The following is a 15,320-nucleotide window of genomic DNA, read 5'->3' on the forward strand; positions in this document are numbered from 1 at the left end:
GTGGCACGTGATCGCATGCCGCATCGGCGCCGCGGACACACACCAGCGGGCGGGTTTAGTACGAGTGACGTTTATAAGGGACCACGATGGCAAAAGCAGCAATCGTGATTCTTGCCGGCAACGAATCGCACTCTGACTACGGCCGCCTCGCGAACGCGCTGGAGGCCGCGAAGGAGTTCGCCGAGAACGACGACGACGAGCTCGAACTCATCTTCGACGGCGCTGGGACCCAGTGGATCCCGGAGCTCGAAGAGGAGGAGAGCGACTACCACGAACTCTACCAGGCGGTCCGCGACGACGCCGCGGTCTGCGACTACTGCTCGGGCGCGTTCGGCGTCGAAGACGCCGTCGCCGACTCGGGACTCGTCACCCTCGCCGAGTACGACGGGCACCCGAGCGTTCGCTCGCTCGTTGACGACGACTACGAGATCATCACGTTCTAAGCCGGTCGCGGTTTTAAACCCCCTGAACCGTCGGTCCTCGGTCTCAGATAAACTCGGAGGGGTTCGGGCCGTTCGTGACGTGGACCTCAAACGGCTGCGTACCGACGTCGTCGCGCTCCACGAGGTGCCAGTAGGTCTCGGCGAGCTCGTCGGGATCGAGGAGCGTCTCCCCCTCGCGATCCGGGTCGCGCTCGCGGGCGCCGGGCGAGTCGATCTGGCCGTCGATCACGACGTGCGCGACGTGGACGCCCTCGGGACCGAACTCCTGTGCGATGTCCATCGCCATCCCCCGGGCGGCGAACTTCGCGGCCGTGAACCCGACGGCGCCGCCGCGGCTCCGCACCGCCGAGGTCGCGCCGGTGAAGATCACCGTGCCGCCGCCGGTCCCAAGCATGTCGCCGACCGCTTCCTGCGAGCAGACGAACGCGCCGCGGCCGTTGACGGCCCACGCCTCCTCGAACGCCTCGACGTCCGTGTCCATCAGCCCGGTCCACGACGCGGCGCTCGCGTGGTTGACGAGGACGTCGACCGGCCCGAACGCCTCTCGCACCGCCTCGAAGCCGTCTCGGATCGCCTCTGCGTCGGTCAGGTCCGTCGTGACCGCCAACCCCTCCCCAGGGTCGGGGAGGTCGGCGGCGAGCTCTTCGATGTAGTCAGTCGAGCGGGCGAACAGGGCCACCCGACACCCCTCCGCCGCGAGTTTCCGCGCGAGCGACTCCCCGAGCCCCGGGCCGACGCCGGCGACGACTGCCGTGCGAGTCATACCCGCGTTACGAACCGCCGGGTGAAAACTGTGTGTTTGGCGGAGGAAGTGGCGTCGCTCAGGGCCGCGTCGGCTTCAGGGCTCCCGCCCGTCGACGGGTCGCTCCGTCGAGGGCGGGGCCACCCGTTCGAGCGGGTGGCCGCGGGACGTCGCCCCGTCGAGCCTGACGATCTGCCACCCGTCGCCGCGACACCGGACCGGTTCGAGGACGGCCGTGACGGTGTCACCGCGGCCGAGTTCCCCGAGCCGCTCGCGGGCCGTCTCGCTCGCGTCGACGACCTGGTATGTCCGGCCGTCGGCGCCGTACAGCAACACCGCTCCGTCGCGATTCGGTTCCGCCGCGAGCGTGCACCGTCGCCGAATCTCGTCTGTGGCCCCCATCGCCGACACGTACGCGTAACGCTGGAATAAAACGAACTATGAGGCCGCTGTACGGCGACGGAGGGCTATTGAGCGCTACCGAGGCCGAGGTCAGACGCGGCCGCGACTGCCCGGACCGAGTTCACTCGCTCGCCGCGGCCGCCCGGAGCTCCGGGAAGTACCGGCCGTGGAAGTCGAACGGGAGCGCGTGCGGCAGCGTCGCTCGGGCGCGCTCCGCGAGCGTCTCGCCGTCGAGGACGAGCAGGCGCGAGCGGTCGGCGTCGACGTCGAGCGCGACCGTGAGCACGACGCCGTCGTCCTCGCGCTCGCCGTCGGGCGCCGGGACGAATATCGGCTCGCCGAAGTAGTCGCCGCCCTCGTCGAAGGTCTCCGTCGTCCCCGTCTCCGCGTCCAGTTTCACGACCCGCCGCGCCCACTCGGTCACCGGCGTGTCCATGCCCATCGCGTAGACGTATCGGTGTTCGCGACACCACCGCGCGGGCGACGCGGTCGGTAGCGCGCTGCCGGCGTCGGACAGCGTCTCACGCGACACCGACGCGTCGCCGGGGGCGTATCTGCTCGCGCCGCCGGGAGCCCCGAGGTCGACGGTGAACCGCTCGATCCGGCCGACCATGGTGCCCATCTCCCCGGCGCGGACGTTCTCCAAGTAGAGCGAGTCGATCGCGGTCGCGTCCGGGATCGTCTCCAAGTCGAAGACGATCTCAGTCCCGCCGCCCCGCTCGAAGGCGTTGACGTGGTGGAAACCGAAGAGGGGGTCCGCGGTCGGCTCCGCGACCACGTCGCCCGTCGTCCGGTCCACCACGACGACCCGGGTCCCGCGCTCCGGCTCCCACTCGAACTGCTCGATGAACGGGGGCTGTCGCCCCGGCTTCAGGAACCGGCGCGGGTCGAGCCGGAGCGGGAACTCCGTCAGCACGACGTACCGCGGCGTGAGCGCGAAGCTGTGCATATACGCCGGCCGGTCGGTCTCGACGCTGCCGACGTGGCGCCGGTCCCCGTCAGGGGTCCACGCGGTGACGTGATACCGACTGGTGCGCCCGAAATCGGTGTCGACGGTGACGAGCGCGCCGGTCGCCGGGTCGCGCTTGAAGTGGGCACAGGAGAGCTGGCCGCTGGGCGCGTCGCCGTCGCGGTCGACGTGACCCGTCGTCGTGAGCGTGCTCGGGTCGAACTCGACGCCGCGCGGCGACTCGGTCAGCGCCACGTACGCGTCACCGATCCGCTCGGCGACGATGTTCGCGTTGTCGTACGGCTCGGCGAGGAACGTCGACAGCCGCGAGCGGAGCGTCGTCTCGCCGGTCGCGAACCCGCCCTCGAACTCGCCGCTCGTCGCCGCCTCGTACGCGTCGGTCCGCAGGAACCGGTTGCGGTAGTGGACGGCGTCGCCGTCGCCGCCCGCTGCCCTCCCGCCGCCGTCCCCCGGATCGAAGGTGAACCGGTACAGCATCGCCAGCCCGTCGAACCAGTGGTCCACGTCGCTCCCGTCCGGGAACGAGAACGCCCCGGGGCCGTTCCGGACCAGGCTCCCGCGGAGCCACGGGGGTAGGCCCCCCTCGACCGAGATCGACGCGGCGGTCTCCTCGCGGATCGAGTGGAACCCGATGTGCGAATCCATGGCATCTTTTGGGGACGCGGCGGGCTAAGGTCTGACGGCGACCCGGACGACTCACGCCGGATCGGCGTCGACGACGGTCGAGATCCGGGCGTTCTCCTTGAGCCGGATCCCGGCGCCGCCGACCGACAACGGAACCCGCGGGAGCGCCGTGACGCGGAGTGTGGGGTGAAAGGCACCCCGCTCCAGCAGGGCGTCCCGCGTCTGGACGGTGAACCGCAGGTCGGCCTCGGCGATCGACTCGTTGTAGTCGACGAGGTACGTCCCCGGGTCGAGCGACCACCACTCGTACTCGTCGTCCGGGGACCGCTTCTCGCGCTCGTGCGGCTCGGTGGCGGCGGCCTCGAGCTCGCCCCCGCCGAAGTCGACGCGCCCCGGACCGGTCACCTCGTAGACCTCGGCGACCGTCAGGTCGACGCTGCTCCCCTCGCTCTGCGTCGGTTCGTGGACGAGTCCGTCGATGTGGGTCGAGTACGGAGACATTCGCGGACCGCTACCGGCCGGAGCGACCTAAAAGCCCGTGCCGACGGTCGGCGCTCCGAGCCGGCCGACCGGCGCCGGCCTGCCACACGTACAGCGCGTCGACGACGTACTCGGGCGCGGCCGCGAGCACCGCAAGCACCGCGATCGCGAACGCCGACCGCTTGAAGGCCGGAGAAGTCGAGAAAATGGGTTGGGGCGGATTTGAACCGCCGGCCTCCTCCATGTCAAGGAGGTGTCATAACCGGACTAGACTACCAACCCGAGGGGGCTTACTGACGCGTCTCGTCGTATCCGGGGGATGTAATTGAACCTTTCGTTTCGACCGGCGACGGCGCGGTGCGGTCCCGCGATTGCCCGCCGGGCTCGCACGGGGATGACGCGCCGCGTGGCGGGCTCCCTCCGGTCGCGACGTGCTCGCCGCGGTCGGCTTTCGACCGCTTTTACTGGATCGGGGAGAGTCGGTTGGTATGGTCGACCTCGCCGCCCGCACCGACAGGCTCGACGCGTACCTCGACGAGCGCGGGCTCGAAGCGGTCTGGTTCGCCAAGCCGAACGGGTTCGCGTGGCTCACCGGCGGCGACAACGCCGTCGACGACGACGCCGACGTCGGCGTCGCCGCGGCCGGCTACGACGGCGCGCTCCGCGCGATCACGGACAACGTCGAGGCGGAGCGACTCGCGGACGAGGAGCTCCCCGACGCGGCCGCCGTCGAGTCCTTTCCGTGGCACGCCCACTCGCTGGCCGACGCCGTCGCGGAGCGCTCCCCCGCCCCGGCCGCCGCCGACTTCGACGTGCCGGGCTTCGAGCGCGCCGACGCGAGTCGGCTTCGCCAGCCCCTCACCGACGACGACGTCGAGCGCTACCGCGAGCTCGGCCGGGAGGCCGCGGCGGCGGTCGAGACCGTCTGCCGCAACCTCGAGCCCGAGGACCCCGAGTACGAGGTCGCCGCCGGGATCGACATCTCGCTCGCCTCGCGCGACGTCGACACCCCCGTTGTGCTCGTCGGGGGCGCGGAGCGCGCGCAGCGGTTCCGCCACTACACCCCGAGCGACGCGACCCTCGGCGACTACGCGCTTGTCTCCGTCACGGCCGAGCGCGCGGGGCTCTACGCCTCCCTGACGCGGACCGTCGCCTTCGACGCGCCCGACTGGCTGGAGGAGCGTCACCGCGCCGCGGCCCGCGTCGAGGCGACCGCGCTCGCGGCGACCGAAGCCGCGGCCGCTGGCGAGCTGACGGGCGAGGTCGACGGCGCGGACGCCGCCCCCGACACCGCCGGCGACGTCTTCGAGGCGATCCGCGAGGCGTACGCCGCGGTCGGCTTCGCCGACGAGTGGGAGAACCACCACCAGGGCGGGGCCGCCGGGTTCGCGGGCCGCGAGTGGTTCGCGGCGCCCGGGAGCGACGAGCCGGTCCGGCGGCCGATGGGCTACGCGTGGAATCCGACCGTGCGGGGGACGAAAAGCGAGGACACGCACCTCGTCGCCCCCGACTTCACCGAGACGCTGACGAAGACGGGCCAGTGGCCGACCCACGAGGTCGAGCCGGTCGACGTCGACGGGATCTCGACTGAGCCGCGAGAGCTGTCGGCGCCGGTCATCCGGTAGTCGACGGCGTGAGGCCGATCAGTACACGTACTCGCTCTCGTCGATGCCGACGTAGTCCCGCTTGACGCGCCGCTTGTTCCACTTGTAGCCGAGCAGCAGCTTCGCCGACTCCCACCCGGAGCGGTACGGCTGCGAGAGCAGCCCGTCACCCCCGGCCGCCAGCATGCCGTCGGCGGCGCCGATGATCCGGTTCCAGTCGTCCGGCCCATAGTCGGCGACCATGTCGGCCATCGTCACGTTGCGGACGGCCTCGTCGCCGATCGCCTCCTTCCAGCGACGGTTGTAGGCGGCCATGTCGCCCGCGGCGGCCAGCTCGCCGGCGATGGCGCCGGTGCGGACCGCGACGTGGTCGCCGCCCTCGTGGAAGGCGGAGGTCGTCCCCATCGCCCCGCCGACGACCGCGACCCCGGCTTCCGTCGGCGAGTCGATCGGGCGCGTCGAGGAGATGGGGTACGTCTCCGTCCCGTCCCGCTTGCCCGCGTCCTCAACGATCGGGAAGTCCGCCTCGACGTCGTACTCGTCGCCGTACTGCCACTCCAAGAGGCGACGAATGTACTCGCCGCCCTGCGGGATCGACTCGTCGTCCGGGTCGAGCAGGGCGTACGCGTCGCGGTCGAACTCGTCGATGTCGAGCCCGATCGGCATCGTCAGCCCGACCCGGCAGACGCGGTCGTCGTTCGGGAATATCCACGGGTACGCGGTCTCGCCGGGCATCACGCCCCACCAGAAGACGAGCGCGTCGTTCACCGCCTCGTACACCGCTTCGGGCACGCGACGGTACTCCTGGTACGCGATGTGGTTCGCCGTCCGAGAGGCGAGCCGCTCTGAGGCGGCCGCGTCTGCGGGGAGGTACTCGTCAAGCACGCGGTTGGTCACGGTGCGCTGGGGACCGTCCGCGAGCACGACGAAGTCGGCCCCGACCGGCTCCCCGCCGGCGAGTTCGAGCGTGTGCCGGGGGGCGCCGTCGCTCGGGTCGACGGAGAGGTCGGTGTCGACGCCGCGGACGGACACGCCGGTCCGGTACTCCGCCCCGGCGTCCTCCGCGCGGTCACGGAGCCAGTCGTCGAAGCGGGCGCGCTGGAAGGTGTAGCCGAACGTGTCGTACGAGGAGTCGATGCCCGTGGCGGTGAGCGTCGCCGCCTCGTCGGGACCGCGGAACTCCGCTCGGGTCAGCTCCCGCTGGACGACGCCGTCGTCGAACTCGTCGGGGTGGATCCCCATGATGTCGACCCAGTAGTCCAAGATCCCGGCCGCGTCCGTCGAGTCGGGACCGAGCCGGTCGCGGTCGGCTCGCGGCACTCCTTTCTCGAGGACGAGGGCGTCGGCGCCGCGGGTCGCGGCCGCGTGCGCTGCGGAGGCGCCGGCCGGACCGCCACCCACGATTGCGACGTCTACGCGTTCCATATCCCGTGAGGTCGCCGTCCGGCTATTAAATTCACGGTCCGGGACCGGGCGGCTCTCCGCCGCGTAGCAGCGCGGAGTGGTCCGCGATGACGCCGTCGACGCCCGCCGCCGCGAGCCGGTCGGCCTGATACCGCGTCTCGACTGTCCAGACGTTCACCGCGCGGCCCTCGTCGTGCGCGGCCGCGACGAGGTCGGTCTCGCCGGCCGCCGCGGCGCCGCCGAACCGCTCGGCGTCGAACAGCGGCGTGCCCCGGACCGCGTCGATCGGGGGGTGAACCGCGGTCGCGTCGTGCTCGCGGGCGATCGCGAGCCCGTCCGCGATCGACTCGGCGAACAGCGGGGCGACCGGCAGCGACGACAGCTCTCGGACCGCCGCGAGCGCTCCCTCGCAGAACGACGAGAACAGGAGGTCGTTCTCGCACCCCTCGGCGACGTCGAGCACGCTCTCGACGAACGGCCGCCAGACGGCGGTCCTGGCCGCGAGCGCGTCGCCCGCGAGCTTCTCGTCGGGGTGGAGGTGCCGCCGGCCGGGGTTCTTGAGCTCGACGTTCACGCCGACGTCCGAGGGGACCGCGCCGAGCGCGTCGGCGAGGAGCGGGACGGTCTCCCCGCTGTCGAGCACCTCGGCGCCGGTGACGGTCGCGGTGTCGGTCTCCCAGACGACGCCCGTCGCGTCCGTGAGCCCGCCGTCGTCGCGGCCGGAGAGCTGCGAGTCGTGAATAACGACGACGTCGCCGTCGGCGGTGGGCATGACGTCGATCTCGACCCAGTCGGCCCGTCGCCCGCCAGAGTCGTCCGAGCCGCCGGGGTCCTCCGCTCCCGCGGCTCCGGCGGCCCGCTCGACCGCCAGCACGGTGTTCTCGGGGTTCTCGCCGGCGAACCCGCGGTGGGCGATCAGGGTCGGATCGGGGTCGCCGAGGCCCGTCATATCGCGTCGAGCGCGGCGTCGACGACGACGCCGACCGCCTCGGTGACGGCGGACTTGGCCCGCTCGAGCGGGCCGGTCGACTCCTCGCCGTCGTCACGGGCCCGATCGTCGGTTTCCTCGGCCATCGTCGAACCGCCGTCAGACGTGCTCCTCGTACGGCTGCACGACGACGAAGCCGTCGGGGCCGTCGAAGCGCATCTGGTACCGCTCCCCGGACTCCTGGCCGATCATGTCCGAGAGGCTGCGATTGACCTCGACGCTCGGGGAGGTACCGCCCCAGGCGACTGTCGCGCTCGGGTCCGTTGACACGGGCGGCTCCAAGGCGATCGGGTCGCCGTGGGTGGTGAGCGCGACGTAGCCCGGCCCCTCGAGGTAGACGTTGCTGAAGCCGCCGGCGAACGAGCCGGCGAGGCTGTCGATCGTGCTGATCTCGTAGGAGAGCGCCTCCTCGAAGGCGAGCACGTCCTCGCCGTTGACCGTGATCGACTCGCCGGCGTCGAGCTCGACGACCTGCACCTTCTTGCCGCCGTCGGCGAAGTAGACGTGGCCTCGCCCTTCGACGGCCATGATCGGGGTCCCTTCGCCGGTGGCCGCCTCCTTGAGGAAGCCCGTGATCCCGCCCTCCGCGGACGCCTTCCCGGTGAACGAGACGTCGCCGGTGTACGCGACCATCGACCCGGCCTTCGCCATCACGGTGCCGTCGACCTCGACGTCGAGGGTGTAGCTGTTCTCTCGCTGGAACGGTTCCGCGCTCTCCGTCGGCGCGTTCTCGGTGGTGAACTGATCGAGATTCATATTGCGGGGACCGAACGCGTCGGTTCGGCTACGGCCCGATTCCGCGCCATCGAATATGAATGTAGGGTCCGTGGCCGCCGTTTCTCGTCGAGCGTTCAGTAGACCACGAGCGAGAGGTACAGCTGGCCGACGCCGGCGGCAACCATCACCGCGCCGGCGACCCGCTTCAGGGTCCCAGCGTGGGCCATCACGCGGTTCGCGTTGCCGATGAGCCCCACGCCAGTCGCCACGGTCGTCGCGGCCATCAGGATCGCGACAGTACACCCGTAGACAGCGATGAGGACGAGGGCGGCGTCGCCCGGGAGCGCGATAGCGCGCGCGACGATGGCGAGGAAGATGGGGGCGACGCAGCCCGCGCCGGCGAGCGCGTACCCCGCACCGAACACTCCGAACCCCAAGACGCTCGACCGCCGCTTCGGGAGCGAGACCGAGAACGAGGGCGCCCGCCCGACGAGGACGAGCAGCCCGAAGGCGACGAGCAGCCCGCCGACGAGCGTCTCGAAGACGGCGATGCCCGACAGCGTCGACTGCCCGACCCTGACCGTCGCGCCCGCGAGCGCCGCGAACGTGGCTAACACGCCGAGCGCGGCCGCGAGGCCGCGCACCCCCGCTCCGGCCACCGAGGCCTCGTCGGCGTCGACGGAGTTCACGTAGAAGCCGACGTACCCCGGCAGCAGCGGGTACGCGCACGGCGAGAAGAACGTCGCGACTCCCGCGGTCAGGGCGAACGGGACGTTGGTCGCGAGCGAGACGTCGGTCATCGGTCGATCCCTCCCGTCATCGGTCGAGCGCCGTCTCGATTCCCTCCACGAACTCTTCCGTCGTGTGGGTCCCGGACGTCGCCCACCGGACGCGTCCCGTCGCGTCGACGGCGCGCGCGCTCGGGTAGCCGCCGACGTTGAGCCGAGCCGCGAGCTCGGCGGTCACGTCCGCGGCGACGAGCCAGTCGCCGTCGTGCTCGGTCCACCAGTCGGCGACCGTCTCCTCGCTGACCGCGCCGCCGACGTCCTCTGGCGTGACCGAGACGAACAGCACCTCGTCACCGAGCCGGTCGTGCGCCTCGACGAGGTCGGGCATCTGCTCGATGCAGGGCTTACACCACGTCGCGAAGAAGTCGATGAACGTCGGGCGGTCGAGGGCCGGGAGCGTCACCTCGCCGTCGCGGCTCCCCGGCGCGTCGACCGTGTCGAGCGTCACCGGGTCGACCGGCTCGGGGGCGTCGCCGCCGGGCGCGGCGGGGACGTTCCCCGTCGCGACGGCGCCGGCGCCTCCGAGAGCCCCGACGCTGGCGATCCCGGCGAGGAGGTGGCGGCGCCTCACGCGGTGATCACCCGATCGAAGTCGTCCACGAGCGCCTCGATGTCCGTGTTCGTTCCGCCGGGGTACGCCCGTTCGACGATCCCCTGCTCGTTGACGAGCAGAATGAGACCGTAGTGCGGGAACGTGTACTCCGTCTCGTACTGGTCGGGGTCAGTCTTCTCGATCTTCAGCCCGAAGTTGTCCATCATCAGTTCCTTGCCCGCCTCGTAGCTCTCAGGGCGGAGGAAGTGCCAGTTGCCCGCGTCGAGGTCGACGCCCTGCTGACCGGCGTACTCGCGGAGAGCCTCGGCGGTGTCGCGCTGGGGATCGAACGTGAGCGGGAGGAACGCAGCCCGGTCGCCGTATCCCTGCTCGGCGGCGTACTCCTGCGCGCGCCGAAGCCGGAGGATCAGCGCCGGACAGACGCCCTTGGGGCAGTTCGTGTAGAAGGAGGTCCAGAGGAACGCGCGGTCTCCCTCGAACTGTCCGGTCGACACCTCCTCGCCCGTGATCGGATCCGGGACGGTGAACTCGGGCATCTCGTCGCCGTAGCTCGGGTGGACGGCCTCGCTGAGGTCCTGCTCCGGCGGTCCGAGCACCGCGCCCTCGGCCCCCGAGTCGCCGAGGACGCCGAGACAGCCGGCGGTGCCGACGGCCGCGCCGACGCCGGTCCCGGCCGCGAGCGACCGCAGGTAGGTGCGACGGTCCATAGTTCTGTTCGGATCTACGTGGGCGCTCGTAAATGAACCTCGCGACTGGTCGCATCGCGTGGCGACGGGCGCACGAGCACCGGACCGCCGTCGTTGGGAGCGATCCCGACGTGAATCCGCCGGAATCGAACCCGATCGACGCCGGAACGGTCATGGTACCACGACCCTCGCAAGCGTTATCCCCGGAACGCCCGTCTGTTTGGCTGCAATGGCAAACGGTAAGGTTGACTTCTTCAACGACACTGGCGGCTACGGTTTCATTTCGACTGACGACGGCGATCTCGACGACGACGAGGACGTGTTCTTCCACATGGAAGACGTCGGCGGCCCGGACCTCGAGGAGGGCCAAGAGGTCGAATTCGACATCGAGTCGTCCCCCAAGGGACCCCGCGCGACGAACCTCGTCCGCAACTAACGATTCTACCGCGGACGCCGCGTCCGCACGCATTACCGGACTTCGTCGCCGGTCGGCCGGACCGGCGACCGTTCCGTTCTTTCACGCTTATTCCACCCCGACGAGCGACGCGCTCGGTCACGCACCGACACTCGCTGGCGGGCGACTGCCGGCCGTCGGCCGCGATCCGCCGCGATCGACCATTTAAATACGGGCGCGGGCAAGGCGTCAGATAGTGAGCGATCCGATCCCGACCGGCTGTCGGCCGGTCGACGACCTGTTGGGCGGCGGATTCGAGCGCGGAGTCGTCACGCAGGTGTACGGCCCGCCCGCAGCCGGGAAGACGAACCTCGCGCTGGCCGCGGCCGTCGAGGTCGCCGGCGGGGGCGACCGGGCCCTCTACATTGACACTGAGGGGCTCTCCATCGACCGGTTCGAGCAGCTGGCCGCGGGACGCGCTGACGACCCCGACGTCGACGACACGGTCGAGGAGATCGCGTCGCGGCTGGTGATCTCCGAGGCGTACGACTTCGACGACCAGCGGGAGGCGGTCCGCGACGCCGAGGAGCTCGCCGCGGAGGTCGATCTGATCGTGTTGGACTCCGCGACGGGCTTCTACCGACTTGAGCGCGCGGGCGACACCGAGGGCGGCGAGTCGCTCCGGAAGGTCGCCAAGCAGGTGACGCATCTCCTCTCGTTGGCCCGCCGCCACGATCTGGCCGTCGTGATCACGAACCAGGTGTTCACCGACCCCGACTCCGACCGCGACCGCGCGCTCGGGGGCAACACGCTGAATCACTGGACCGGCGCAATCGTCCGCGTCGACCGCTTCCGTGGCGGGAACCGGCGAGCCACGCTGGAGAAACACCGTTCGAAGCCCGCCGGCGACTCCGCCACCTTCCGGATCGTCGCCGACGGGCTGGCGGAGGGCGGAGACGCGTAGTCTCCGCGTTGTGCCGGAGCGTTCATCGCTTTCTCCGGAGCCCGACGAACGACCGAGCGCGTCGACTCGGACGAGCGACCGCCCCGCTGCTGGCCGTTGTCGGCCCCCGTTTCGAGGGTCACCTCGAGCGGGAGAGTTAAGCCCCTTCTTCCGACCTAACACGTAATGAGCGATCGGGCGAGTCGGCTCGGACGAGCGACCGTCCTGCTCGTAGTTGCGTGCGTCCTCGTTTCGGGGGTTGCCCCGGCGGTGATGGCCGGCGGTCTCGGCGGCGCGGGACCCGGTGAGGGCGACGCCGTCTCGTCACAGCCGTCCGACGCGGTCGCGACGGCCAGCGGTTCCGGGGCGCCCGACGCCGTCGGTACCGGGCTGCGATCGGCGACCGGCACCGTCGAGGTCGTCGTGCGCTTCGAGGGCGACGCCGAGTTCGGACCACGGGCCGCCAGCAACGGGGAAGGAATGTCGACTGCCGACCTCAAGTCGAGCGCCGAGAGCGCGCAGGGCGACTTCGAGCGCTTCGCAGAGCGGAAGCCCGGCGTCACGGTCGAGCGGAGCTTCTGGCTCGCGAACGCGATGCTCGTCACGGTCGACACCGAGAGCGTCGCGGTCGAACGCCTCCTCGACGTGCGCGGCGTCGAACGCGTCCACGAGAACTTCCGGGTCGAACTCGACTCAGCGGCGGGAGCTGGCGGCGGAGGCGGCGACAGTGAAACTGCGGTCGGCGCTCCCAGTCCTGTCGCCGGTCCCACAGCCGGGGCCGTCTCGGCGAGCTCGACGTCGGCGAACGCGACATACGGCGTCGAGATGGTCCGGGCGCCCGAAGTCTGGGAGGAGTTCGACACGAGGGGCGCGGGCGCGACGGTCGCGGTACTGGACACCGGGATCGATCCGAATCATCCGGACCTCACCGTGAGCGGGTGGGCGGAGTACGATGCGGAGGGAAACCTGGTGAGTGACGATGTCTCAGATGCGTCTGACGTCAACGGCCACGGCACCCACGTCGCGGGGACCGTCGCCGGCGGGAACGCGAGCGGGACGGCGATCGGTGTCGCCCCGGAGGCGGACCTGTACGGCGTGAAGGTGTTGGGCGACGACGGGACCGGCAGCTTCGCGCAGGTCGTCGCGGGAATGGAGTACGCAACGGACAACACGAGCGCGGACGTGCTTCAGATGAGCCTCGGCGCTCAGGGGTACGAGAGCGGATTCATCGAGCCGGTCCAGAACGCTCGGAGTACCGGGAAGGTCGTGGTCGCCTCGGCCGGAAACAGCGGGAGCGGGGCGTCGAGCTCGCCCGGGAACGTGTACGATTCGTTCGCCGTGGGTGCCGTCGACGCCAACCGCGACGTCGCCTCTTTCTCCGGGGGCGAGACGCTGAACACGAGCGCGGACTGGAACGACACGAACGGGACGGCGGAGTGGCCGGCGGAGTACGTCGTTCCCGACGCGTCGGCGCCGGGCGTAGACGTCAACTCCTCACTATCGGGCGGCGGATACGGATTGAAGGACGGAACCTCCATGGCCGCGCCCCACGTCTCCGGCGTGGCGGCGCTGGTGCTCTCGTCGACGTCGCGGAACGTCTCCGACGATGAGCTCTACGACGCGATCAGGAGTACCGCGAACCACCCGAAGAACAATTCTACCGCCGACACCCGGTACGGAACCGGGATCGTCGACGCCTACGCGGCCGTCTCGTCGACGGAGCCGTCCTACGACGTGTCCGATCTCGGCTCGCCCCCGATCGTCGAGCGGAACGGGACGATCGACGCCACGGCAACCGTGACGAACGCGGGGCGGATACCCGGCGAGAACCGCACCGTCGAACTCCGACTGACAGATCCGGCGAACGAGAGCGACGTACGCGAACTGGCCGCGACGAACGTCTCACTCGGCGTCGATAACGCCACGACCGTCGCGCTCGACGGGACCGTTCCGAGCGACTTCGGAACCGGCGAGACGGCAGTCGCGCTCGCCACGCCCGAGGGGACGGTTAACGCGACGGCCCGAGTCGCCGACGCGGTCGGCACGGTGAACGGCACCGTCACCGACGCGGAGACGAACGCGACCCTCTCCGCCGTCGACGTGGTTGTCCGAAACGGCACCGAGACGGTCGCAGAGACGACGACCGGCGAGAGCGGAAGCTACGACGTCGACGTCCCGGCGACCAGTCTCACCGCCACCGCGAGCAACGCGACGTACGCGCCCGCCAACGAGACGGTCGATCTGAACGGTTCCGGCGACGCCGCCACCGCGAACTTCTCGCTGACGCTCCGAAACGGGACGCTCGCCGGGTTCGTGAACGCGAGCGACGACCTCGGCCGCCCGTCGAACGCGACGGTGACTGTCACGAACGAGACGAACGCGACCGTCGCCGCTGTCGACGCGGCGGATGACGGGTCGTACGCGATCGATCTCCGACCCGGGTCGTACGACGTCACCGCGGAGGCGCCTGACTTCCTCCCAGACGCGCGAGCCGGCCTGACGGTCGATCCGAACGCGACTACGGATCCGGAACTCGTACTCGATCCGAAAGCGGCGACGCTCTCCGGAACGGTGACGAACGAGAGCAGCGGCGACCCGGTCGCCGGCGCGACGGTGACCGCCGGATCGGCCTCGACCGACACCGGAACCGATGGGAACTACTCGGTCACGGTCGATCGCGGCGATCGGACGCTGGCAGTCTCGGCGGCCGGCTACAACGAGTCGTCGCGGACGCTCGACCTCGCGGCGAACGAGTCGCGCGAGGCGGACGTCCCGCTGACCCCGACGGCGGTGTTCGCGGTTGCCTCGATCTCCGGGCCGAACGAGATCGAACAGGGGTCGAGCGGCGAGTTCACGATCGAGGTCCGCAACGACGGCAGAGCGGCCGGGACCGTCACCGCGATCGCAGCCGTCTCGCCGAGCGGAACGGTCGACCCGGCGTCGCAGTCGTTCTCGGGCGTCGCGGTCGGTGCGACTCGATCGGCGACTGTGATGGTCTCGCTCGGGGACGGCGCGTCGACCGAGAAGCACGAGTTCACCGCCTCGATCGAGAGCGGCGACGACGCTCAAACGCGTTCGTTCGACGCGGTCAGTGGCGGAGATAACGATGATGAGAACACGGACGACGGGGGCAGTGGCGGCGGCGGGGGAGCCGGAGGCGGCGGAGGAACTGGGGGCGGCGGCTCCACCGTCTCAGACGGCGAAGCGGAGACGACGGAACCGACCAACGAGACGGACGACCCCACGAACGAGACGACGGAACCGACCAACGAGACGACGGAACCGACCAACGAGACGGACGACATCGCGAACGGGACGGCGGAGCCGACCGACGAGGGAGAGCCAGTCGACGACGAGCCGACGGCTGACGACGCGGACGGGTCTGACGAGAGCGACGGTGTGAGCGGATCCGACGGCGTCGAAGCAGACGAAAACGGCGACACGGCTGCGCCCGACGACGACACCTCCGACGACGAGGCGCCGGGCTTCGGGGTGATCGCGGGCGTCGCCGCGTTGCTGTCAGCGGCGCTGGTCGCGCGGCTGCGCGGAGGAACCGGCTGAGACCGGGCCGACGAGTTAAAT

17 protein-coding genes and 1 tRNA gene are annotated in these 15,320 nt (G+C 70.6%); 5 read left to right on the forward strand and 13 right to left on the reverse strand.

The window, feature by feature from the left end:
* Nucleotides 1-86: 86 nt before the first annotated feature.
* Nucleotides 87-443 carry a DsrE family protein gene (locus tag N5096_RS01745; RefSeq protein ID WP_267662621.1) on the forward strand — a complete coding sequence of 119 codons (357 nt, stop codon included), beginning with the start codon at nucleotides 87-89 and terminating at the stop codon, nucleotides 441-443.
* Between the two features lie 43 nt (nucleotides 444-486).
* On the opposite strand, the gene N5096_RS01750 is transcribed toward N5096_RS01745, so the two are convergent.
* The 6 genes from N5096_RS01750 to N5096_RS01775 all read right to left on the reverse strand — a co-directional run bounded on the left by N5096_RS01750 (nucleotide 487) and on the right by N5096_RS01775 (nucleotide 3,943).
* Nucleotides 487-1,206: an SDR family NAD(P)-dependent oxidoreductase gene (locus N5096_RS01750; RefSeq protein WP_267662622.1), complete on the reverse strand. Its 720-nt coding sequence runs from the start codon at nucleotides 1,204-1,206 to the stop codon at nucleotides 487-489.
* A 75-nt stretch (nucleotides 1,207-1,281) separates the two neighbouring features.
* The gene (locus N5096_RS01755) at nucleotides 1,282-1,587 is read right to left on the reverse strand and encodes a DUF7999 family protein (RefSeq protein ID WP_267662623.1); all 306 of its coding nucleotides are present in this window, start codon (nucleotides 1,585-1,587) and stop codon (nucleotides 1,282-1,284) included.
* Between the two features lie 121 nt (nucleotides 1,588-1,708).
* Nucleotides 1,709-3,202 carry a carotenoid oxygenase family protein gene (locus N5096_RS01760; protein WP_267662624.1) on the reverse strand — a complete coding sequence of 498 codons (1,494 nt, stop codon included), beginning with the start codon at nucleotides 3,200-3,202 and terminating at the stop codon, nucleotides 1,709-1,711.
* 51 nt (nucleotides 3,203-3,253) lie between these two features.
* Entirely contained in the window at nucleotides 3,254-3,682 is a 429-nt protein-coding gene (locus tag N5096_RS01765; RefSeq protein WP_267662625.1) for a dCTP deaminase/dUTPase family protein, read from the reverse strand.
* Between the two features lie 10 nt (nucleotides 3,683-3,692).
* Nucleotides 3,693-3,905, reverse strand: a complete 213-nt coding sequence (locus tag N5096_RS01770) for a hypothetical protein (RefSeq protein WP_267662626.1) — start codon at nucleotides 3,903-3,905, stop codon at nucleotides 3,693-3,695.
* Nucleotides 3,869-3,943, reverse strand: a tRNA-Val gene (locus N5096_RS01775). The genes N5096_RS01770 and N5096_RS01775 overlap by 37 nt, the downstream gene beginning before the upstream one ends.
* Before the next feature lie 206 nt (nucleotides 3,944-4,149).
* Here N5096_RS01775 and N5096_RS01780 point away from each other — a divergent pair.
* Complete coding sequence (locus tag N5096_RS01780) at nucleotides 4,150-5,286, forward strand: M24 family metallopeptidase (protein WP_267662627.1); 1,137 nt, start codon at nucleotides 4,150-4,152, stop codon at nucleotides 5,284-5,286.
* Between the two features lie 18 nt (nucleotides 5,287-5,304).
* Here the strand turns inward: N5096_RS01780 and N5096_RS01785 are convergent, their stop codons facing one another.
* The 7 genes from N5096_RS01785 to N5096_RS01815 form a co-directional block, all read right to left on the reverse strand.
* The gene (locus N5096_RS01785) at nucleotides 5,305-6,690 is read right to left on the reverse strand and encodes an NAD(P)/FAD-dependent oxidoreductase (protein WP_267662628.1); all 1,386 of its coding nucleotides are present in this window, start codon (nucleotides 6,688-6,690) and stop codon (nucleotides 5,305-5,307) included.
* 31 nt (nucleotides 6,691-6,721) lie between these two features.
* Nucleotides 6,722-7,618: a glycerophosphodiester phosphodiesterase gene (locus N5096_RS01790; RefSeq protein ID WP_267662629.1), complete on the reverse strand. Its 897-nt coding sequence runs from the start codon at nucleotides 7,616-7,618 to the stop codon at nucleotides 6,722-6,724.
* Nucleotides 7,615-7,743, reverse strand: coding sequence for a hypothetical protein (locus N5096_RS01795; RefSeq protein ID WP_267662630.1), 129 nt, complete (start codon nucleotides 7,741-7,743; stop codon nucleotides 7,615-7,617). The genes N5096_RS01790 and N5096_RS01795 overlap by 4 nt, the downstream gene beginning before the upstream one ends.
* A gap of 13 nt (nucleotides 7,744-7,756) precedes the next feature.
* Nucleotides 7,757-8,413: an AIM24 family protein gene (locus N5096_RS01800; RefSeq protein ID WP_267662631.1), complete on the reverse strand. Its 657-nt coding sequence runs from the start codon at nucleotides 8,411-8,413 to the stop codon at nucleotides 7,757-7,759.
* 95 nt (nucleotides 8,414-8,508) lie between these two features.
* Nucleotides 8,509-9,174 carry a cytochrome c biogenesis CcdA family protein gene (locus N5096_RS01805; protein WP_267662632.1) on the reverse strand — a complete coding sequence of 222 codons (666 nt, stop codon included), beginning with the start codon at nucleotides 9,172-9,174 and terminating at the stop codon, nucleotides 8,509-8,511.
* Between the two features lie 16 nt (nucleotides 9,175-9,190).
* Nucleotides 9,191-9,733 (reverse strand): TlpA family protein disulfide reductase, encoded by a 543-nt coding sequence (locus N5096_RS01810; protein WP_267662633.1) that lies wholly within the window; start codon nucleotides 9,731-9,733, stop codon nucleotides 9,191-9,193.
* Nucleotides 9,730-10,422: an SCO family protein gene (locus N5096_RS01815; protein WP_267662634.1), complete on the reverse strand. Its 693-nt coding sequence runs from the start codon at nucleotides 10,420-10,422 to the stop codon at nucleotides 9,730-9,732. Before N5096_RS01815 ends, N5096_RS01810 begins: the two co-directional genes overlap by 4 nt.
* Nucleotides 10,423-10,630: 208 nt before the next feature.
* On the opposite strand from N5096_RS01815, the gene N5096_RS01820 reads away from it, so the two are divergent.
* From N5096_RS01820 to N5096_RS01830, 3 genes are all read left to right on the forward strand, one after another.
* Nucleotides 10,631-10,837 (forward strand): cold-shock protein, encoded by a 207-nt coding sequence (locus tag N5096_RS01820; RefSeq protein ID WP_004595330.1) that lies wholly within the window; start codon nucleotides 10,631-10,633, stop codon nucleotides 10,835-10,837.
* Nucleotides 10,838-11,051: 214 nt separating this feature from the next.
* Nucleotides 11,052-11,759 (forward strand): DNA repair and recombination protein RadB, encoded by a 708-nt coding sequence (gene radB, locus N5096_RS01825; RefSeq protein ID WP_267662635.1) that lies wholly within the window; start codon nucleotides 11,052-11,054, stop codon nucleotides 11,757-11,759.
* Between the two features lie 165 nt (nucleotides 11,760-11,924).
* On the forward strand, nucleotides 11,925-15,299 hold the full coding sequence (locus N5096_RS01830; protein WP_267662636.1) for a S8 family serine peptidase: 3,375 nt from the start codon (nucleotides 11,925-11,927) through the stop codon (nucleotides 15,297-15,299).
* The last annotated feature ends 21 nt before the right edge of the window (nucleotides 15,300-15,320 follow it).

This window comes from Halorubrum yunnanense, from assembly GCF_026586675.1.
GTDB lineage: Archaea > Halobacteriota > Halobacteria > Halobacteriales > Haloferacaceae > Halorubrum > Halorubrum yunnanense.